Source organism: Mesorhizobium alhagi CCNWXJ12-2 (genome assembly GCF_000236565.1).
Taxonomy (GTDB): domain Bacteria; phylum Pseudomonadota; class Alphaproteobacteria; order Rhizobiales; family Rhizobiaceae; genus Allomesorhizobium; species Allomesorhizobium alhagi.
Map to the genome: position 1 here is coordinate 1 of NZ_AHAM01000226.1, position 21,298 is coordinate 21,298.

Here is a 21,298-nt window from a genome sequence, read left to right on the forward strand (position 1 = left end):
CGCAAGACCCGGTCGGGGATTTTCGGTCCGCCGCCATCCATCTTCCGCCAGCGCCGAAGAATCGCAGATCTGCTCGGTAAACAGGCCCTGCCAGTCTTCGCTGCGCCCCGCAAGCCTTGCAACCGCCTTGAGCAGGCCGGCTGGAACGGGCATTAGACGCTCTGGCCTGCCCCAGCCCGGCGCTGTGAACATCTCCGCTATGCTTAGCGCGGGGCGACAGCAGTTCACCAACCGGCTTTGGGTGGTGAGGCATAAGGTAGAAGCTTTTTCGATTCCTTCGGGATCCCGTTTGACTTCGCCCGGATCGAATCCTATGCATCACACAAACTTTGCCAAGGGAAAGCAACCATTGAAAATCACTATTTTCGGCACCGGCTATGTAGGTTTGGTGCAAGCAGCCGTAATGGCGGAATCCGGCTATGACGTGGTCTGTGTGGATGTTGATGCCGCGAAGATAGCGCGCCTGGCGTGCGGTGAAATGCCTATATTCGAACCGGGTCTTGAACGCCTCGTACGAGACAATCATGCAGCAGGCCGCCTCCATTTCACTACTGATGCCGCAGAAGGAGTTCTGCATGCCACCATACAATTCATTGCTGTCGGCACGCCGCCCGATGAGGATGGCTCCGCTGATCTAAACAATGTTTTGGCTGTTGGCAAAGCGATTGCTGCGACCATGGATGGTCACCGCATTGTGGTTGCCAAGTCCACCGTGCCCGTAGGAACCTGCGACAAGATTAGTAAGATTATGAAACTCACGTTAGCGGAAACTGGGAGAAAAGATCTGACGTTCGACGTTGCCTCAAACCCCGAATTCCTGAAGGAAGGATCGGCTGTTGCCGATTGTATGAAGCCTGATCGCATAGTTATTGGAACGTCGAACAGGGAAACCGAAGCGGTACTGCGGGAACTCTACGCACCATTTAACCGCAACCACGAAAAAATCATTGTTATGGATGTGCGAAGTGCTGAGTTAACGAAATACGCGGCCAACTGCATGCTGGCAACAAAGATCACCTTTATGAACGAAATGGCCAATCTGGCCGAGGCTCTAGGCGCCGATATCGAGAGGGTACGTCAAGGAATCGGAAGCGATCCACGCATAGGATATCAGTTCATTTATCCTGGTGTGGGTTACGGAGGCTCCTGCTTTCCGAAGGATGTGCGAGCCCTCATTCATATCGCTGACCGAGTCGCCTATGATGCAAAGGTGCTCACAGCCGTTGACGAACAAAATCGAAAGCAGAAGAGTGTTCTATTTCACAAGATACTGAAGCATTTTGGCGGCGATATAACCGGCAAGGTCTTTGCCCTGTGGGGTTTGGCTTTCAAGCCCAACACAGACGATATGCGTGAGGCGCCATCGCGGACAATAATGGAGGCACTTTGGCAGGCCGGTGCCAAAGTTCAGGCTTTTGATCCAGAGGCCATGCGCGAATGCCGGCGCATTTATGGAGAGCGCCATGAGCTTGTGCTTTCCAGGAACAAGGAGGCCGCTCTCATCGGAGCAGATGCACTTGTTATTGTAACCGAATGGAAGGCATTCCTCGGACCAGACTTTGAGTATATCAAAAAAGCGCTGACGCATTCGGTTATTTTTGACGGGCGGAACCTCTACGATCCGGAAGTTGTTTCCCGCTACGACCTTGATTATCACAGCATTGGTCGCGTGCAGTTCAATCGAGAACAGCCGACTATATAGACATTCTGTCGATTGTCAAAAGAGAATTACAAACCACGACTGTCACGAGCGCCTCGGAGCGGGCTACAAGCCGTCCTATCCCGCGCTCGCCTGACGCCAGCTAGCTATACTATACTGCGGGTTGCGCCAGTCGTACGCCTCCGGGGAGGGCCGCCTTGCCGGAGGAGGGCGGGTGTAGCTGACGGTCGGTATGGATATTGCTACTGACAGTCGCCAAGTCACTCGTTCGAGATTGTTGACACTGGCTGCCGGCGCCCCGGCGCCGCTGGTCGGAGGAGGAGAAGCTGCGGATTGTCGAGGAGAGCTATTCGGCTCCGCGGCAAGCGTCCGCGACAGCGCAACAGTCGATCCCGTCGAGCGACCACCCATGTCGGCGCGGGCGCGGTGTTTGCCCTCGCCCAACTTGAACAGTTGGAAGTGAACGGATAGTGAACACTGTCCGTCAAGGCATTGAATTCATTTGTTTTGTATTTCCGGTGCGAAAATGTGTGGTAACAACATTTGTGCTGTTACCCGTGTTTATATGGATCTTACGGCGTTTATTCGCTAACAACGCTGGCATGTTTGTCGTTGAGAGAGTCGCCCGCGGCCACGCTATCTCTACCTCGTGGAAAGTGTCCGAAACGGCAAAACCGTTCGCCAGCGCACGATAAAGGCGCTGGGCCGCAAGGATGCGCTGGTTGCCAGCGGCGAACTTGACAGATTGGCGGCCTCGATTGCGCGCCATGGCGAACGCAGCCTCATCCTGTCCGACATTGACGCGGGGCGGATTGCCTCTCGCCGCATTGGCGGTCCGCTGTTGTTCGGGCGGCTGTGGCCGCGGCTCGGGATCGGCGATGTGCTGGAAGAGGTGCTGGAAGGGCGCCAGTTCGGCTTTCCAAGGACAAGGCCGACCGCCAGGCGATCATCGCCGGCCTCGAGGCACAGCTCAAGAAGGGCGACAAGGCACTGGTCGGCAACTCGGCCTACCGGCGTTACCTCAAGGCCAGCGGCAAGAACTTCTAGATCGATGTCGGCAAGCTTGCCGAGGAAGCCCGCTACGACGGTATCACCGTGGTGCGGACCAACGCGTAGGTGACGGCGCTCCAGGCCGTGCTACGGTATCGCGATTTGCTCGAGGTCGAGAGCCTGTTGCGCGCCGCCAAGGCAAGCTTCAATACCCGGCCGATCTTCCACCAATCCGATGCCGCCATCCGCGGTTCCTGGCGCTCGTGCTCAGCAAGAAACTGCGCCGCCTCTGCCGGGCCAAAGGCCTGATGCCCGAATGGCAGCCGCTCCTACGCGATCTCGACCGCCTCCAGGAAGCCACCATCGAAAAGGATGGTCGCATCGTCACAACCAGAACTCACGTCACCGGCCAAGTGGGCAACGTCTTCAAGGCAGCCGGCATCGCTCTGCCACACAACTTCGACGAACAACTCGCCGGAGATCACCCCCAAAATGTAGTGGTAACACGCGCCAGCGCGCGCCTAACATGCTGACTTAATGACATATTCTGACAGGCGGTGTTTAAGTTGGGGCTCGAGGCCTCGCGCCCTCGCGCCTGGCCCCGCAACGGGCGCGACCGGCACCCCTCTTGGAGTTCTGTGCCCTGGTGGGCAGCCTGATCATCGATAAGGATGGGATCTACGATCCCCGGCTCGTCAACGATCGTTTGCTGCTCGGCATGAAGGCACTTTCAGCGAACTTGAGTTGTCGACGCTGCGGCAGCGCTCGCAAGAGGCGTTGCGCCTGAAGGCGGCGCGGCGAACTGCAAACGACGGTGGCGATCGGCTTCCGGCGGGGCGCTGACGATCGCTTGGAAGACCCCGACCGGCGCATCCGCGAAGCGCTGTCGCTGGTGTTCCACAAATTTCGTGAGATCGGCAGCGTGCGCCAGCTCGTCCTGTGGCTGGGCCAAGAGGGGATCGACCTGCCGACCGCGGTCAATGGTCCTCAGGGGTGGACGGTGCGGTGGGGGGCGCCGCGCTACCACGCCGTCCATCGGCTGCTGACCAATCCGGTCTATGCTGGTGCCTATGTCTTTGGCCGCACCGCCACGCGCAAGCGCGTCGAAGACGGCCGCAAAGTTGTCACCCACGGTGTCGCGCGCCGACGTGAGGACTGGGCGGTTCTGATCCGCGATCACCATGATGGCTATATCTCCTGGATCGAGTATGATCGCAACCAGACGATAATTGCCAACAATGCGAACATGAAGGGGTCGCGGGCGCGGTGCGCAATGGCAGTGGACTTCTCGTCGGCTTGCGGCGCTGCGGCTGCTGCGGCGCAAGCTCAAGGTGTTGCACCATTCACGCCGCGATGCGCGCTGTCTGCGCTACACATGTCGATCCGTCGACCGAGAAACGGTGTACCGTCTTCAGCAACATGCGCATCGATGCGGCGGTGTCGGCGGAAGTGCTGCGGGCAATTGCGCCGCTGGCACTCGAGGCGCATTGCAATTGATTTCCGATCGCAAGCAGGCCGGCAGCGAACGGCTGCGGCAAAGCGAGCTCGCCCTGGACCAGGCCCGCTATGAGGCGGCGCATGCGCGCCGGCAATACGACGCCGTTGATCCCGATAACCGCCTGGTCGCCGGCGAGCTCGAACGGCGATGGAATGACTATCTCGCGGCGGTCGCCCGGCTCGAGGATCAGGTCCGGAGCTTGCGCAGCGAGCAGCCGAGCGCCCTAAGCGAGGACGAACGCACCATGCTTATGGCGCTCGCAGACGACTTGCCTGCGCTGTGGAACCATCCCGCAGCGTCCGTCGAGACGCGCAAGCGGATTTTGCGCACCGTGCTCAACGAGATCGTCGTGACGGCCGCGGCCGGTCGGCTGCACCTGGTGCTGCACTGGCAGGGCGGCGATCACACGCGGCTCGAAGTCGTGAAGAACCGGTCTGGCCAAAACCGCTACAAGACTAACGTAGCGACCGAGCAGCTGGTGCGCGAACTCGTCCGCTTTTGACGGATCACAGCATCGCCCCGTCCTAAACCGGCTCAGCATACGCTCGGCCACATAAGAACGGATCGCGCTCCAAGTGCTGCTGCACGGCAAAGCCAAGCCCTGCCTACCCTTCCTCATGTCGGTGTGGCCCATCGAGAGCCACACCCGCGCGCCCGGCGGGCCGGGTATGGCTACGGCGTCTGAGACGGCGCCAGAATGCTGGGCGCATGGGCTGTCAGAATGCGAGACCCCGCTAGCGCTGTCCCCTGCCAAACTCCGCGCATCACTCAAACTTGTGCGTAAGCCCGATTATGACGTGGGTCACCCCGGGAAGAGCCGTGTGCGGGAAATCCGCGAGGGCCGAATGGCAGAGCTACTCGACCGCGATCGGATTCCAGATTGCCGCCTGGTCCTTTGCGTGTTTAAAGGGACGTGCGTGTTGCACGGGAGAAGACGATGCAGGAAACGAAACGGACACCGCAGGAAGAATTCTGGGCCGGTGAGTTCGGGAATCACTATATTGACCGGAACAAGAACTCAGGTCTTCAATCTTCGAAAGTCGCGATGTTCTCGCGGATCGTAGAACATGCGCCCGGGGTTTCGTCGGTATTAGAGCTTGGTGCTAACATCGGCCTGAATATCGTGGCGCTCAAGTGCCTCCTTCCGGCAGCGCAATTTCACGCGGTAGAAATAAACCAAGTCGCCTTCGGGCAACTCAGCGAGATCCCTAACATTCGAGCAGAGCTGGGTTCACTACTCGACAAGCACACCGGGCAAAAGGTCGATTTGTCTTTCACATGTGGGGTATTGATTCACGTCAATCCGGACCGACTGGTAGAAGCCTATGCCCGACTTTATGAGTCTAGCCGCCGCTACGTCCTCGTAGCGGAATACTACAACCAAAACCCGGTTGAACTATCATACCGCGGGCATACGGGAAAACTCTTCAAGCGGGATTTCGCAGGCGACTTAATGCAAAAATACCCGGATCTGAAGCTGATCGACTACGGGTTCGTGTATAGAAACGACCCAATGTTTCCGCTGGACGATCTCACGTGGTTCCTGATGGAGAAGCGTTAGTGTACGTTCCAGAACGATCAAATCCACACTGGAAAAACAGGCTGCATGAGGCCAGAAATGAAATTCCGGACTCCCTCAAACCGGAGGAGATCAGGGTCTCAGGTCAATCGGCAGCATCCGCCAGCCCCAACCGGAGCGGACCAGGTGGCGCACGGCGTTGATCACCTCCCGGAAATCAACCTCGCGTGGACGGTCGAGACCCAGGCTTGGGCATTGGCGGAGCGATCTGCTCCCATTCTCGTCCGTCAAAATCGGATGGGTAGCGCTTGGTTTTCTTGGCGATCTGTGCCATGCGCCCGCGGCTCTGCTCGGTTCGCATTCAGAGCTTGAATCACATCGCTTCACCGCAAAAGCCCAACACTCTCGACTTTCCAAACGGACTCTTGCCGAACACGCAGCAATACTTGAATGGGCGATGGCACATGATGCTTGTTACAGGCGGTAGTGGATTTATCGGCCTGGGTGTTTGTGAAGCGCTGAGGCAGCGCGGTATGGAGCATCGAGCCGCTAGCCGCGGCCCAAGCGAAGGCTGCGTCATGGTTGGGGAAGTAGACGAACACACGGATTGGTCAGCCGCTCTCGCAGGAGTAACTTCTGTGATCCATCTAGCAGGATTGGCCCATCAGGCTTCCCCGGTTCCTCCCATCGAGGATTTCAGGCGCACCAATGTGGAAGGCTCAATCCGATTGGTTAAGCAGGCTGCTGAGGCCGGAGCAAACCGCATTGTCTTCGCTAGCTCGATCGGGGTTTTGGGGCAGACTACCAAAGATGAAGCCTTCACAGAAGCATCTCCCCCTTCGCCCAGGAATTCCTACGCCCTGTCAAAATATGAAGCCGAACTCGCACTTACCAAACTGTGCGGTGAGTTGAAACTAGAATTGGTAATCGTCAGGCCACCGCTGGTTTATGGGCCAGGCGCCAAAGGAAACTTTGGCAAGCTTGAGCGACTCGCGACCTCTGGTCTGCCCCTACCGTTTGGCTCTGTTCGCAACCGCAGAAACATTATCTCACGTGGCAATTTATCTGACGCGCTCGTGACATGCGCGGTTCACCCCTTGGCTGCCAATGAGACTTTCGTCGTGGCCGAGAAGCAACCAGCGTCTACGGCAGAGATAATCACGGCCATTGCGCGGGCGAGAGGACGAAAGCCACGCCTGTTCTCCTTCCCGCCATCCTTCCTCGCGTGGGCGTTCCGGTCCTTGGGTCACATATCAACGGCAGAAGGGCTGCTATCGTCGCTTGAAATCGATAGCTCAAAGATTGCGGCAAAGCTAAACTGGCATCCGTCTGGACATACCTTGGAGAATATCCAGCTGGAGCTCAGGACGTAACGTAGAACAGGAAGCAGAAACATCAGAACTCTCGGTACGTTAAATGGCTTGCGGATAATTCACGGACGACTACCGCCCAGTTGGGGCGGTACAAGCGGCTACATCATGTCTTGTCTTGGGAGAAAATCTTTTTCTTTCGGTCAGGCGCACATCACTTTTGGCCTACGCTGATAATGTGGTGAACAAACTGCCTGTAAATCCGTTGGGCATCAAAGCGAGCATCAAAAACCGCTGCGCGCTGGTCCCGTTCCTGCAGGGTATTGGTGTCATCGACGGTTGCTTCAATTGCCCGAGCAAAGTCGGCGGATGATGCTGATGGAATCGAAAGGCCCGTACGGGTCTGTTCGAGAAGGTCCTTTGCTTCCCCAGACAACGTGGAAATCTGAAATACTCCGTACGCCATGTACTCGAATATCTTGTTCGGCAGACCCTGAGGAGCATTCGCAATGTAAGGCAACAGGCCAACCACTGAACGACTAAGCAGAGCTGCCACCTGATTTTTGTCAATCCACCCCAGCATTCGCACGTTGGGAAGCTCCTGGAAGCCCCGCTTCAGATCAGGCTGGGTCGATGGATCACCGGAAATTGCAAATATGATATCCTTACGATCGCGAAGTAGACGTGCTGCCTGGAGTACAAGCGATAGGTCATAAGTTGCTCCCCACGATCCGACGAATGAAACCACATGTCCGGAGAGGGGGACATTTAGTTTTCGTAGCGCTTCGATGAACTCGTGTCTGTCATTTGGTGGCGGACGAAGATAGCCAAGGTATGAGACGCGATCGGAGGCAACCGATTTACGGTTTCCTTTTTCTTGACCCCATTTCAAATAACCTTCTGAAATTCCAACCAAGGACGTGGCATGCCGACAGGCGAACTTAGCTTGATTGTTAAGGGGCCCCAATGCGAATCGAGCCAGTGTTCCCAGGGGGCGGGGCACAAAATCCGGAAAAAAATCGGGCCACAGATCGCGTATCGTAACAACTGTAGGAATTTCTGCTTCAAGGCCGAAACGGACCGCGGCGGCGGCCGCATCCGTTGTCGGCAAATCCGCGACGATAACGTCGGGTAATCGTTTGCTGGTCCTAGCAACTTCCAAAAATCGGCGGGCGAAGCAATGGTTGTGAATGAGGCGCCTCGCACCAATATTGCGGCTGTAGCCAGGCGCATTCAGGACCTCGACCGTCAAATTCTCCTGTGGTGAAATGGCGCCGGTTCCCCGTCTCTGCCTAGAGTAGTGATTGAAGCTCGACGTAAACCACGTGGTTTCATGATTAAGCGAGGCAAGAGTTGTTGCGAGCATGCCGGCGCGTAGCAGCCTCGGACTCCCGGGATCTGTTGGGATTGGTTCGAGATCTCGAACGAGCCAGACTCTCATGTACGAAAACTACCGTATTGACGGGAGTGCGGGATGGATCCAGTCATCCACCACGTGCCCCAGATCCAGCGCGACTGCGCCTTTGGCTCGCGCACGCCCTATGAATATCTTTCCTATAATTCCGCCAGCAACCAAGACAAGATCCCCTGGCATCACAATTTGATCAACCTTGTCCAATATCGAACGGTAAAGAAACGGCAGAGCCTGCGGGCTTCTGCTGTAACTCTCATTTAGCATTGTTTTGTAGTGGGTTGGGATGGTAATGGTCTCTAATCTTCTGGCGTTATGAAAGATCGATGGAAGAGTCGCCGGAACAACGCTGCTCAAAATTGTGACTTTACGAGCGGACTCAATCAGTGGAAGTAGCGTCGCCGGGTCTGAGAATAGGGCTACGTTGACTTTGTCTTCTGTAATCAGTGCAGAAGGTGATACAATCTTACCAACGCCGGATAATACCTCGAGTAGGCCCCGTCCCTGCAGTGACTGCCCCAGTGACCGGCTGCTCTCGCTATGGTCCCGGATGAAACGATAAATCGCGGGAATACCGACGACATCCGCTTCGGCGATCGCCTGCCTGGCTTCTCTAATGATTTCAGATCTTAGGTCGGTGGGGAGTTCCGTACCCCACCAATGCCGCTCGCGGTTGGCGATGTCCTCTTGATGGAAATGATTTCTGTCTGGGAAAAGGTATCCTTCTCCATCGCTCAGACGAATCATCGACAACGGTGCTCTTTCGTTGAGCGCACGCTGGGCCATTTGCCAGAAATGCTTTGCCTCGGACGGATAGGCACGGACATTCATCAGCTCCATTCGAGGGCGGAGTGCATCGTAGACAGGCCTTAGATGTGCTTCAAATTCCTGGGCAAGGTTGCGAGGCGCGACTTGCGAAAACTGATGTTCAACGTGTTGGTGATGCCAACCTTCAACCACCCTCCCTTCCAAGAACTCGGTATTCCTGAGCTTAAGCAACTCGAAAGTGCTAGCTTGCCGCTCAAAATCCTCGAGGGTGTGCTCTGCCTCAGCCTCGCGCCCGGGGGTGCAGCGTAGCTTGCGAAGTACCTGGATTTTTCTGTTTATCGACAGTTTGTCTTTCTTGACGACCGATGCATTCAGCCAGAAACTATCCAGTTGATCGCATGTTCCGGATCGCAAAATTGTAGTCAGAAGTGAATTCTCAAGAAGAGCTCTCGTATGGCCGTCACCTTCATAGCCAAACACAAAAGTCGAAATTGCCTCTAATTCAGCCGGATCGACAACAAAGTTTCCCCACTCCGCTCTTTTGAGATAAACCCAGGTGCCTACAACGGAACCGGACGGCCACTTGCGAAACCCATCAAATACAATATTTAAAACATTGTTTCTCTCCTGGAACATTTTTTCCAATGTTGCGATCACGGCTGCGGGGTTAAATACGTTCGCTTGCTCATTCATCAACAGCCACTCAGCGGGTCGCGGCACCTGACGTAGTGTATATTCGAGTAATTCAAACAAGCGAATTTCGTCCTTATGGATGACTTTCTTGGATGCCCTCGACTTGTTGGCGGTTTGTTTCGGGGTTCTCCAGATGGGAGCGCTAATTTCGACCTCGGTATTCGCAAGCAAAAATCGGCCCAATCGGTCGGCATTGATCGACAAAAAGTTCGCAGCACGGCTCGCGCGGGACAACACGAAGTTCGCAGCCCGCGAAGATCGCTTTCGGTTGGCGTTGATGAGCCGGATCGCACCTCTCTTAACAACCCCTTTAAGGCGCGCCCGAAAACGCCCCTTCATGCTAGGTCGGACACGGGTCGTTGTGGCCGTACGTGATTTTTCCGCCAAGCTCGTCATCTCCTTCACGAATTGTGCCTGATCGGTTAGATAGGCATCGTTTGCCGACGCATCCCACTGCACAAAGGTACTAAGCCACCGGGCATCAGCGTGATAAGGTCGCCAAAATGCCGACGATAGCTGCGTCAGGTCAACCTCAAAGGTTAGCCCGCCACGCACGAACCCATAGTAGTCGGGGCACACAGGATCAAAATCGAAATTCTGATAAACCGGTATTCCGCGATGAAGGAGTTCAATCGCAACCGACGAATTTCCCACTATTGCTATGTGGTCGTCTTCCGGAATTGCGCAGGTAAACTCCACCCCAACTCCTTCAAACTGATTTCGTAACTGCTTCGCCGCTCCGGGGTGTTCCTTAATTATTATTTTCTCAACGCCGGAATTGCTCCTCAATTCGATCAGCAGCTGTTTCAGCATCTCGACTATAATTCGCGAGGTTGGATAAATGACAACCGTCACCTTCTGGCCACGCGGCCTGACAAGGAGCTCACGTGTGAACGGTTCGGTATAGCGGGTGATCACAAAAACACGTCCGGCTATTGGGCCAATGGTTTTATAGGTGTCGAGCGATTTTTTATTTCGGAGTACGCAATACTCAAAATCTAGCGGAGGAAATCCTGATGTCACCTCCGCATGCTGGAGGTATACGCGGGGTACGTTCAATCCCTTCATAATCATCGAAAGTGCCACGCGGGACGGCGAATGATCATTGGCAAGTACCAATGCTGTCGGCTTAACCGCCCCATCTCTCGAAAAAGAGATTAGAAAGCTGAAGAAGGTGCAACTATAAATGATCTGCTGGTGAACCAAGCTTGCCGTTATTGTACTGCGGTAACGGTAAAACGTGTCGACGTCAGCGATTATTGACTCCATCGCTTTCATCTGTGAAGGGCTTAGATCGGAGATTGAAATCTTTGTGGACTTGGCGTAATTGCGCGAACCGATGGTTATCCCAGCCGGAGAACATATCCGCTCGAAAAACAGGAACTCCCTCAGATTATTTTCGGTGCTTCCATCGCAGGCGAACCCGGAAAATTCGGGTAATATTATTTTGTATGTTCTGCTTCTAAATTTACTGTCAAACAAAGAAGTTGCACGTTTAATTTTATCAGACAGATCGACATCCTCACCAAATAAGGCTTTGTCGTCCTCGGTGATCCGATGCGCCATAAGGTCGTCATAGTCTGAATTTGCATCGATCACCTTGCAAATGCGTTGCAACCCTTCGCAATGGAATTGTAGCATTCCCGCGACCTCTGACATGAACAATTACCTCTTACTGGATCGGATCGGGCTGGCTGCGCGTCAACGACGCTCAGCTTGACCACCACGACGCAAGCGAAGCAGTTCGCGCAACTCTACAATCCAGAGAAGATGAAGGATATAAATCGCGATCATGCGGGAGATTAGCGAGTATCTGCTGTTTCTCAGAAGGCACCACGCATTCCGCAAAGGTGGCATAATTGTGGCGGCAATCCACAATCGACGTCGTGCTAAATCTCCCGCGGCTATCTGCCCGCCTTTCACGCGCCGCGCCTTTGTGGCAATCTCGCGCCAAGTCGCACGCGCAGGATGGTTAACTTGAGCCCGCGGCACGTATCGGATCGGCGATCCCATAGAGCCCGCTCGCCTGCAAAACTCTGCATCTCCTCCAGAGAAACGATTTCCATCGAAGCCTCCCAACTGACGAAAGAGCTCCGTTGGCACTGCCAGATTGGCAGTGGCACCATATCCGCGGGTCACATACCGTTCCTGTGGGATGCCCCTGACCATGTCATAGATTTCATATGGATTGGGCTTCTCTGACGTGTGAATGACGTCGATGGCACCGGCCAACAAAGCGTCGGTAGCGGCAAGCCCGCGGGCAGCTTCATCCAGGCCTTCCAGCCACTCCGGCGTGGGTAGGCAATCAGCATCTATAAAGGCGAGCCACTCTCCCGTTGCGTGATCGGCTGCAAAATTGCGAGCAGCATATGAACCCGGAATCAAGCAGTGTAGCACCGTTGCATTGGCCGGCAAATCGGGAGGTAGTAGGATGCTTGAGGAACCATTATCAACGAGAATAATCTCGAAACAGTCGTCCGGAAACGTTTGCAGTTGAAGGCAGGCGAGCAGGTGCGGCACAAGATGCCAGTGCTCATAAATGGGCACAATAACCGAAAAGCGTCTACGGCCGTGCTCACATTTCGAAACTGTGGGGCTAGATAACAAGCGTTGCAAGGCCATGTCGTTCACGTAGGCTGCTTTACAGGCCCGTACGCGCTGCGCGTTTTGAGCCACTTTCGGTACTCTAGATGGACCTTCTGTAGACTACCGTCTGCGCGGATTTCCGCGTGGTCCAGCCAGATGAGACGATCGACCCATTCCTCGAGAACCCGTTGGGAATGGCTCGCGAGAAGGAGAATCTTCGCCTTCTCGATGAGTTGCGTTTGCAGTCCGCCGACTGCCGCGCTCAGCGAAGGATCGACAGCATTGATCCACTCATCCATGATCAAGATCTCACCGCGGACGAGTCGCAACAGGCTCATCACCAGCCGCGACCGCATGCCTGCAGAGTAGCTGTGGACCGGCAATTCGAAATAGCCCCCCAAACCAGACAGCGCCTTCACATCCTCGACGTGTCGTCCAACAGAACTCTGAGGTACGCCCATATACAAGCATTTGAGCTCCGTGTTCTGCCGTCCGGAGAGCTTGGGTTTCAGTCCCGAGCCAAGGGCAAATTGTGGACTCACCCGTCCTTCGACGGTCACACGGCCCGATTGCACTCCAAGTGCGCCGGCGCATAATTTTAGAAGCGTTGACTTCCCAGAACCGTTTACACCGATAAGTCCGACGCGGTCACCATCATTGAGGCGCAGCGAGATGTTCTTGAGCGCCGCAATTTCGAGATATCGCTGGCCAATAATAACCTCTGCTCCAACGGCACCGCGCTCCGTGCTTTTGGCGACATCCCCTCGCTTGCGGAGAAAATAGCTGACGCTGGCGTTCTCGATCACAATCTTCGCCATCGCTATTTAAAGTTCCTTACGAAGCTGTGTGACTGCCGGTAGGCAAGATAGCCCGTTGCAGAAATTGTCGCTGATACGAGCACGGCCATGGCCCAGGCGCCGGGCTCTAGCGGCTCAACGCCAAACACTTGGCGTGCGAGGGAAAGGTAATATGAGACAGGGTTGTACTGGACGAGAAAGGCCCGCGTCCCGCTGGAGACCTCGCCAGCACTCCAGAAGACAGGAGAGGCAAAAAACATGAAGCGTGCCCCGACTTTAACAGCCGCCTTCAAGTCTGGGTAAAGGACCGTGGTAATGTTGACAAGGTAGGCAGTCCCAAGAGATGTCAGGGTGATTATCGCCAGGAACGGCAGAAACAGCGTTAGTCCCACCCCAAAATTTGCTGGTCTAAGTAGTAAGATTAGCGCGAGAATAACGACCGCATTCATTAAGTATTCGAAAAGCCGATCCACCAAAAGTTTGCCGAACAAGCCAACCAGCGAGAGGTTGTTATGAACGGCAAAATCGAGCTGACCTTGGATCACGTCCGTGCTGCCTGTGATGGAATCCGAGATAAAGTTCCAAAGGGCGTATCCAGCGAACACATAGATAAAATATTCGGAAACACTCATCGTGGCAGAATGGTGGAAGACCAATGCCAACAAGGCCGAAAAAATTAACGACGAGAGGGGCGCCCACAGGATGCCCAGTCGGGTTCCGCTGTGCTCCGACTTAGCCTCGATATAGCTAATGTGGAAAAAACGGACCAAACTGGACAAATATGGCCGAATTCTATTCCAGAGTTCCATTTGGTTCGCCAAATTGATCGGGTTTTGCAGATCGCTTACCCTGAAGGTGGTTAGCTGAAACAAAGTAAATGGAATCCAACATGCCGCAACCGAAGGGTCTGCTTACCCGCGGACTGACCGGGCACGGTGACGTGACTTGTTAACGGCATATGGCGAGTCGGACTCCGAACGTCATCTTTGGACTACAGACTGGGACGCCAGAAGTAATCCTGCGGCCGGTCGGGTGGCAACCGGACGGGCTGCTTCGTCCGTTGCCCGAACCGCACCCGATGGGGACGGGTCAGCCCCGAACGGCTTCGCAGCGTTCATTTCTCTTGCGTTCCTATCTGCTCAACGAGAACGAGGCAACAATCCTGCAATTCCGTGCAAAATGTGGCGAGAAGGGTTAGGACATCACAAAATCCCAACTCGCCGGAGTTCCGGCCTTCAGATCTCGGTTGGCATGACGCCCAAGCAGCATGTCGTAGTGCTTGGGAGCAAGGCCGTGCCCTGGCCGCACGATCCGAATGTTTTCTCGGGTAAGCGGCTGTCCCGCCGCGACATCCTCCGCAACATATATCGACCGGCGGAACGCGAGCGACTTCTTCTCAGCTTCGGTGGGACCGTACACGACATTTCCGAGCGATTGCCAAGCCCGCTCTGATTCCACAACCAGTGCCTTCATTTCTTCGGGCTCGAGCGAGAAGGTACTGTCGACACCGCCGTCCGCGCGGCGCAGGGTGAAATGCTTTTCCACCACGGTCGCGCCATGTGCAACCGCGGCAACCGCAACGCCGACACCCATGGTGTGGTCAGAAAGTCCAATATCGCATCGAAACAAATCACGCATGTGAGGAATGGTGAGAACATTGGTGTTTTCGGGCGTTGCCGGGTAGGTGCTCGTGCATTTAAGCAGGACGAGATCACGGCATCCTGCTTCGCGTGCCGTACGAACGGCCTCGTCTACTTCAGCGATGCTCGCCATCCCGGTAGATATGATCATCGGTTTCCCGGTGGCCCCGACCTTGCGGATCAATGGGAGGTGGCTGTTCTCGAACGAAGCGATCTTAAATGCCGGAACGTCGAGACTCTCTAGGAAATCGACGGCAGTCTCATCGAACGGGCTGCTGAAGCACAGCATCCCATGTTCCCGTGCACGTTGCATAATCGGAGCGTGCCACTCCCAAGGGGTATGCGCTTCCTTGTACAGGTCATGAAGGTTCCGCCCACTCCAAATGCTTTTCTCGTCTGAAATGTCGAAATCCCCGCCGCGAAGATTGAGAGTGATGGTGTCTGCTGTGTAAGTCTGCAGCTTGATCGCGTGTGCGCCAGTGACGGCGGCGGCGTCGACGATTTCTAGCGCTCTCTCAAGGGACTGATTGTGGTTGCCAGACATCTCGGCAATGATGAACGGAGGGGCATTTTGCCCGATTTCACGATTTCCTATAAACATGGAATCCTTCACTTGCTGTAGAAGCGTTCGTAGATAATGCGGTCCTGAGCGCTGACGCGAGTCGAAAAGTTCAACGACTCAAAAATTCTTCGCGAAGCTGAGTTCGCCAGCTTAACCTGTCCAAAAAGCAAGACATTTCCGTGGCACTTAAGCAAGTGCCGGATCGCCTCTTCGAGCATGGTTTGGCCGACCCCCCTGCCGCGAAAAAGGGGGGCTACGCAGTAGCTAATTTCCCATTCGTCGATGCGTCGATCGAAGCGAACTTGGCCTAAGGAAATACCCGATGTGGTTTCTACGATATACAGCGCACAACAATCGGGCTGGCGAAGGCGGGCGCGAAACCATGCCCGATGTTCTTGCGGTGTAATGGGCTTCTGATTGAACGCATATTCGCGCGTTGCGCGGTCGTTCGCCCAGTCCAGCAGCGTAGCCTCATCTCGCAACTCGGCATGCCGAACAGACAAACTCATACCAGGTTCGGCCAGCAACACCGCGCAAGCTCGCGCCGCACCGCGGCCGTCGACGATCTCAAGACATTTTTCCGACCAGGTAACGTCGAGTCCAGCGTCCAGGACATCCTCAAGAGCGCTTTGCATTCGGCTTTGATCCACCATATCCGCGTCCCCAAGCCAATGGACCAGCCCGCGCCGGGAAAGCTCGTCGGCGACCGGACGTTGATTATCGGCAACAGTGACGACTAGGGTAGGCAGGCCGAGGCAGAGCCGCTCCCAATTCGTTGTTCCACTTGCGCCGATTGCCAGATCGGCTGCCAGCATCAGCGGAGCTAGACTTGTTACCCGATCATGGAGCCGCAGGTTCGGAAATTCCTTTACGATGCTTTCGATCTGCTGGAACTGCGGCGACGTCGAAGAAAGTACAATGTCAGCTTCGACATCCCTTCGGTCGAAGCCGACAAGCGCATTCACCACTTTTTCGGCCAGGAAATGCTTATCGATGCCACCGAAGGATACGAGCAGACGGCGCGGTTGGCCTTCCCGCGGCGACGCGCGAGGGCGCAAGCGAGCATACTCGGCGTCCAGTAGCGCATATGAAGGCCCGAGCAACATAGTGCAGCGCTCCGGCGCCTTTCCAAGGTATCGTTCGCTGTGGTGTGCAACGAGGTTTTGATCAAGCAGAATATCGCAGTCGTGTGGTCTGTCGGCGAGATCATCGACAGCCATGATCTTTATGCCTTTTGCGCGGAAATGCTGTTCCCACCTTGCATCGAGCGCATAGTGATCGACCACAATCCAATGAGGCGGCGCGAGATGGCTGATGGAGGCTGACGTCTGCGACGCATCCTCCTCCCAGGAGACGCCAAGCCACGCCGCGTGTGCTGGCTCGTTCTCAGCGTAATTTGCCTCCGATGCCGGAGCTGGTAGACGCTCTATGGAGAAACCTCGGTCTTGGATAAGTCCGCAGAAATGGCCATCCAACTCCCGGCAAACGAACCGCACATCCGCGTTTTCTCGCTTCAGGCGTTCCGCCAGCGATACACACCGCATCACATGGCCCGAACCAATGGTCGTGGACCCATCGACACGAATAACAACTCTCGGAGTGAACCCGGTCATTACTTCTCTCGTAGCGCCTCAAACATTCGCTCAGCCCTCTCCCAATCTTCCAACGTGTCGATATCCTGAACTCGGTACCGCGGTAGAACCAGTGGCGTTGCTACAGGTGAGAAGATCGGTCTTTTCTTAAGCCAAGCTTCCGACAGTCCCCAATAGAACTGGCCGGCATCATGATAAGCCTCCTCCAGATCCTGCGACCGTGTATAGAAATGTTCTGGGTTGAACATCTCCACTCGGCCGTCCTGGGTGATCCGTATCGCCCGTTGGACCGGAAAAGGGTAGCTGGTGACGGGGAAAACATAATCACAACCCTCCCGTTCGAGCAGCGAGAATCCCGTCTGCAAGTCCTCTGATCGTATGAAGGGAGCAGTGGCGTAAACGCAGCAGATGTGGGTCGGTGTGTCGCCGTGATGGTGATACCACTCGATAGCATGGGTAACCACAGGCAGTGTGGCCGTATGGTCGTCGGCAAGTGTTCCGGGACGTTTGAAAGGGACCCCAGCGCCCCACGCACGCGCGACGTCTGCGATTTCATCGTCATCAGTGGAGACAACGACTTGCTGAAAACAGCCGCTTTGCAATGCCGCCTCGATAGACCACGCAATCATCGGCCGGCCACAAAAGGGGCGGATGTTCTTGCGCGGTATCCGCTTGCTACCGCCCCGCGCCGGAATTACCGCCAATCTCATTAGGCAAGAGCCTTTTCCAGCGCGCTCATCACTAAGTTCTGTTGATCATATGTCATCGTAGGATACATCGGGATGGTCATCGCTTCGGAATAGTAGGCCTCGGCTTCTGGATAGTCTCCGCGCTTAAAGCCCATGCTCTGATAATAGGGTTGCATGTGAACCGGAATGTAATGAAGATTCACCCCAATACCCTGGGCCTGCATAGACTTGAAAACATCCTTATGACTGCCCTTGATCGCATCAAGCTGCAGTCGAATGACATAAAGGTGCAAGCCCGAATATCCATCGGGATGCTGCCAAGGTACAGTAACCGGGAACTCTTTGAGCATTCGGTCGTAGCGGCGGGCCAACTCATGGCGGCGTCCCACATATGCATCCACACGGGCCATTTGACTCAATCCAAGTGCGCCCTGCAGTTCTGTCATTCTGTAGTTATACCCAAGATCCACCTGCTGATAGTACCAGGGGCCATCGGGCTCGTGCGTCATCAGAGCCGGATCCCGGGTGATGCCGTGGCTGCGAAGCAGGGACATGCGGCTTGCAAGCTCGGCACTGTTGGTAACGGCCATACCGCCTTCGCCAGAGGTAATAATTTTCACAGGATGAAAACTGAAGACAGTCACATCACTGTAGCGACAATCGCCGATTGGCCTGTTCTGATAACGGCCGCCAATTGCGTGGGAGGCGTCCTCAATGATCGAAAACCCGTATCGCTTCCCAAGTGTGTGAATGGCAGCAAGGTCACTAGCTTGGCCGCAAAGATGAACCACCACAATGATCTTGGGAAGTCGTCCGTCGCGCTCGGCCTGAACCAACTTCCTCTCCAGGGCATGAGGAGACAGGTTGTACGTATGCTTATCGATGTCGACAAAGTCGACCTTCGCCCCACAATAGAGAGCGCAATTGGACGACGCTACAAAGGTGATGGGGCTCGTCCAAAGCCAATCACCCGGCCCTAACCCGAGCGCTAGGCAGGCGATATGCAGCGCTGATGTTGCGCTATTCACCGCAAGCGCGTACTCTACACCAGAATACTCAGCGACAGCCCGTTCGAAACGAGGCACCACTGGGCCCTGTGTCAGAAAATCCGAACGCAGAACCTCCACAACTGCGTTTACGTCCGCTTCATCAATATCTTGCCGACCATACGGAATTTTAGTCATAGGTTGCCGATCTTTGCACGATTCTTAGCGATCCACTCCTGAAGGGTCTCGATACTCATCCATTCCTTATTGCTATCACTTGTATAGCTGAAACCCTCGGGAACTTTTACGCCACCCTTTATCCGCTCTACGCTTGAATCCCAATTGTTGATCGCGGGCAAGATCTTAAAGTGGTCGGGATACTCGTACGTATAGAAAGAGTCCTCCTCACCAACCATCTGCTCGTGTAGCTTCTCGCCCGGTCGGATCCCCACGAAATCATGTTTCGCCTCGGGAGCGACGGCTCGAGCGAGGTCCACCACTTTCATTGAAGGGATTTTCTTCACATAGATTTCGCCCCCTTCCATGTCGTCGAACGCGTGCCAGACGAGTTCAACACCTTCTTCCAAGGTAATCATAAAACGGGTCATGCGGTGGTCGGTTACCGGCAGGACTCCCTTCTCCTTGACTGAAAGGAAGAACGGGATAACTGATCCGCGCGACCCCATCACATTTCCATATCGAACGACCGCGAAACGAGTTCCATGCCCTCCGACGTAGGAATTGCCGGCCACGAACAGCTTATCCGAGGCGAGCTTGGTAGCCCCGTAGAGATTGATCGGGCTACTGGCCTTGTCTGTGGAGAGGGCCACAACCCGCTTCACCCCTTTGTCGATGCACGCGTCGATTAGATTCATCGCGCCATTGATATTCGTCTTGATGCATTCAAAGGGATTGTATTCCGCCGTGGGAACAATCTTTGTTGCGGCCGCATGCACCACAAAATCGACACCATCAAGCGCCCGGTAGAGGCGCTCGCGATCGCGCACATCACCGATGAAGAAACGGACCCGTTTGTCGCCTTGAAATTTCTTGGCCATTTCCCACTGCTTCATCTCATCGCGAGAATAGACGATGATCCTTCGCGGATCGTAACGCTGCAGCGTCATCGGCAGAAAGGTATGACCAAAGGATCCAGTGCCGCCAGTGATGAGAATCGATTGTCCAGTCAGCATAGTACCGCCATTCGTTTTTTGTTGCTAATTCGAGCTGTCAGCGTGTGGGCTTTTAGGGGGCCTGCATCGTTCGCGCAAGTTTGAGCAGGGGATCAGAGTCCCTTTGATGAGGCTTACCTTGCGTTTTAATCGTTTCGACCGCAAAGTGGATTGCCGCGACGAGACATTTGCCGTCGCCGCGGGTGAATCAAGTTGGCATTTGTCGGGGTGTCGGGTGAATCGGCGGCCATCTCGTTTTCTGACCGCTCTGATATTACGCAATTGTCGAGAACGCTTTTCTGGACAGCGTCCCGCGTATCGCTGAAGTCTGCAACAAGCGCAACCTCATTTGGCGATAGGTTATGTGAGCTTGCCCGCTGTTCCAGGATAACCCATCAGGCGGACTGGCAAACAAACAACCGCCCGATCACGTCCACCCTCAGAGCAGGGGTCCTGGATTCCAGTGGCGCCAGCGACACATTTCTCGGTGCCTTGTGGAAACAAGGTCCTGCGGCTAGGTTCCGGCCAAACAAGCCGTGAGGAAGCGGGAGCTGATGACACAACGCGGAATCCTAAGCGATCGAAAAGTTTTGAGGTCAGAGGTTTTGGTGGAAAATATCCGCCGTAACCCCTTGTCTCTCTTAAAGTGCCATCGAGAGGGTCTGACAAGGGCGACAAAGGTTGCTCAGAATATTCCCGATTATTCAGCAGTCCTTGCGGGTAAGATTAGCAGCAGACATCTTGCGATTTTTGATGGAGACCTTGATTTTGTCAAAAAAGTGGACGCTGCTGCGCTGGAGAACTCTAGTGCACTTCTCTCTGGGTATGCTAATGTTGCTCGATTTACAAATTCGGGAATAGCATGTTTTGGTTCCACAAAGAATAACATTAGGGAATTCGAATTCTTCGAAAAGTTATGCGAACACAATAGCGTAAAAATACTTGATAATAATGTTGCTAAATATCAGCGTAACAAAGTACGGTTGTCCCAATCGCTTCCCAAAGAATTTATCAGTAAAATTGTGGACGATGTGACTGAGTTTTATCAATCACTGGGTCACATTAATTCCAGCATTTTTTATCAGCAGTACCTGTATACCCGCTCGTACGCTAGTTATTGCGCTTCACTGCTCGACGCATCAGCTGTTCTGCCTTCAATGCTGGTCCTCGCCAACGACCATATGCCTGTACACATCGCTATCTCGATGGCGATGAAGTCGGTAGGTGTGCCACGCTTGTATCTACAACATGCGGAGGTTAGTGAGGCTTTCCCACCCTTGGATTTTGAGTTCAATCTACTCAGAAGCCAGAAATCGCTCGATACATATCGCGCGATAGGTGAAATTGAGGGGAAGGTATACATTGTACCAAGAGACTCGACCCCCGTCCCGGTAGAGCGGCTACGTGAAGGCGCGGAAGAGCAGT

Annotated in this window: 16 protein-coding genes and 2 pseudogenes; 7 read left to right on the forward strand and 11 right to left on the reverse strand. The window is 54.9% G+C overall.

Translation table 11 applies throughout. The features are described 5' to 3' along the window. Positions 1-349: 349 nt before the first annotated feature. From MAXJ12_RS25285 to MAXJ12_RS25305, 5 genes and pseudogenes are all read left to right on the forward strand, one after another. On the forward strand, positions 350-1,702 hold the full coding sequence (locus MAXJ12_RS25285; protein WP_008838909.1) for a UDP-glucose dehydrogenase family protein: 1,353 nt from the start codon (positions 350-352) through the stop codon (positions 1,700-1,702). 560 nt (positions 1,703-2,262) lie between these two features. Continuing rightward, positions 2,263-3,183, forward strand: a pseudogene (locus MAXJ12_RS40150) (transposase). 389 nt (positions 3,184-3,572) lie between these two features. Continuing rightward, the gene (locus MAXJ12_RS40155) at positions 3,573-4,220 is read left to right on the forward strand and encodes a recombinase family protein (protein WP_420492393.1); all 648 of its coding nucleotides are present in this window, start codon (positions 3,573-3,575) and stop codon (positions 4,218-4,220) included. Further along, complete coding sequence (locus tag MAXJ12_RS25300; protein WP_008838913.1) at positions 4,144-4,650, forward strand: hypothetical protein; 507 nt, start codon at positions 4,144-4,146, stop codon at positions 4,648-4,650. Before MAXJ12_RS40155 ends, MAXJ12_RS25300 begins: the two co-directional genes overlap by 77 nt. A gap of 435 nt (positions 4,651-5,085) precedes the next feature. Continuing rightward, positions 5,086-5,709, forward strand: a complete 624-nt coding sequence (locus MAXJ12_RS25305) for a pseudaminic acid biosynthesis-associated methylase (protein WP_008838914.1) — start codon at positions 5,086-5,088, stop codon at positions 5,707-5,709. A gap of 105 nt (positions 5,710-5,814) precedes the next feature. On the opposite strand, the pseudogene MAXJ12_RS39175 reads toward MAXJ12_RS25305, so the two are convergent. Beyond that, positions 5,815-6,028: pseudogene (locus MAXJ12_RS39175) on the reverse strand (transposase); the annotation flags it as partial. Positions 6,029-6,134: 106 nt separating this feature from the next. Between MAXJ12_RS39175 and MAXJ12_RS25310 the strand changes: the two are divergent. After that, positions 6,135-7,040 carry an NAD-dependent epimerase/dehydratase family protein gene (locus MAXJ12_RS25310; RefSeq protein ID WP_244421599.1) on the forward strand — a complete coding sequence of 302 codons (906 nt, stop codon included), beginning with the start codon at positions 6,135-6,137 and terminating at the stop codon, positions 7,038-7,040. A 151-nt stretch (positions 7,041-7,191) separates the two neighbouring features. On the opposite strand, the gene MAXJ12_RS25315 is transcribed toward MAXJ12_RS25310, so the two are convergent. The 10 genes from MAXJ12_RS25315 to pseB all read right to left on the reverse strand — a co-directional run bounded on the left by MAXJ12_RS25315 (position 7,192) and on the right by pseB (position 19,894). Then, a complete protein-coding gene (locus MAXJ12_RS25315; protein ID WP_040587953.1) occupies positions 7,192-8,418 on the reverse strand; it encodes a glycosyltransferase in 1,227 nt (408 codons plus the stop codon). Between the two features lie 9 nt (positions 8,419-8,427). Next, positions 8,428-11,508 carry a hypothetical protein gene (locus MAXJ12_RS25320; RefSeq protein WP_008838917.1) on the reverse strand — a complete coding sequence of 1,027 codons (3,081 nt, stop codon included), beginning with the start codon at positions 11,506-11,508 and terminating at the stop codon, positions 8,428-8,430. A 42-nt stretch (positions 11,509-11,550) separates the two neighbouring features. Then, the gene (locus tag MAXJ12_RS35715; protein WP_202946705.1) at positions 11,551-12,471 is read right to left on the reverse strand and encodes a glycosyltransferase family 2 protein; all 921 of its coding nucleotides are present in this window, start codon (positions 12,469-12,471) and stop codon (positions 11,551-11,553) included. 5 nt (positions 12,472-12,476) lie between these two features. Further along, a complete protein-coding gene (locus tag MAXJ12_RS25325) occupies positions 12,477-13,253 on the reverse strand; it encodes an ABC transporter ATP-binding protein (RefSeq protein WP_008838919.1) in 777 nt (258 codons plus the stop codon). Between the two features lie 2 nt (positions 13,254-13,255). Next, positions 13,256-14,041, reverse strand: coding sequence for an ABC transporter permease (locus MAXJ12_RS25330; protein WP_008838920.1), 786 nt, complete (start codon positions 14,039-14,041; stop codon positions 13,256-13,258). 385 nt (positions 14,042-14,426) lie between these two features. Next, positions 14,427-15,473 (reverse strand): pseudaminic acid synthase, encoded by a 1,047-nt coding sequence (pseI, locus tag MAXJ12_RS25335; protein WP_008838921.1) that lies wholly within the window; start codon positions 15,471-15,473, stop codon positions 14,427-14,429. An 8-nt stretch (positions 15,474-15,481) separates the two neighbouring features. Next, complete coding sequence (pseG, locus tag MAXJ12_RS35720; protein WP_085984071.1) at positions 15,482-17,047, reverse strand: UDP-2,4-diacetamido-2,4,6-trideoxy-beta-L-altropyranose hydrolase; 1,566 nt, start codon at positions 17,045-17,047, stop codon at positions 15,482-15,484. Next, complete coding sequence (pseF, locus tag MAXJ12_RS25350) at positions 17,047-17,736, reverse strand: pseudaminic acid cytidylyltransferase (RefSeq protein ID WP_008838925.1); 690 nt, start codon at positions 17,734-17,736, stop codon at positions 17,047-17,049. Before pseF ends, pseG begins: the two co-directional genes overlap by 1 nt. Next, positions 17,736-18,899 carry a UDP-4-amino-4,6-dideoxy-N-acetyl-beta-L-altrosamine transaminase gene (gene pseC, locus MAXJ12_RS25355; protein ID WP_008838926.1) on the reverse strand — a complete coding sequence of 388 codons (1,164 nt, stop codon included), beginning with the start codon at positions 18,897-18,899 and terminating at the stop codon, positions 17,736-17,738. The genes pseF and pseC overlap by 1 nt, the downstream gene beginning before the upstream one ends. Further along, on the reverse strand, positions 18,896-19,894 hold the full coding sequence (gene pseB, locus MAXJ12_RS25360) for a UDP-N-acetylglucosamine 4,6-dehydratase (inverting) (protein ID WP_008838927.1): 999 nt from the start codon (positions 19,892-19,894) through the stop codon (positions 18,896-18,898). Before pseB ends, pseC begins: the two co-directional genes overlap by 4 nt. 533 nt (positions 19,895-20,427) lie before the next feature. Here pseB and MAXJ12_RS37075 point away from each other — a divergent pair. Continuing rightward, positions 20,428-21,298 (forward strand): hypothetical protein (locus tag MAXJ12_RS37075; protein ID WP_202946704.1); only part of this gene is annotated, 871 nt, incomplete at its 3' end.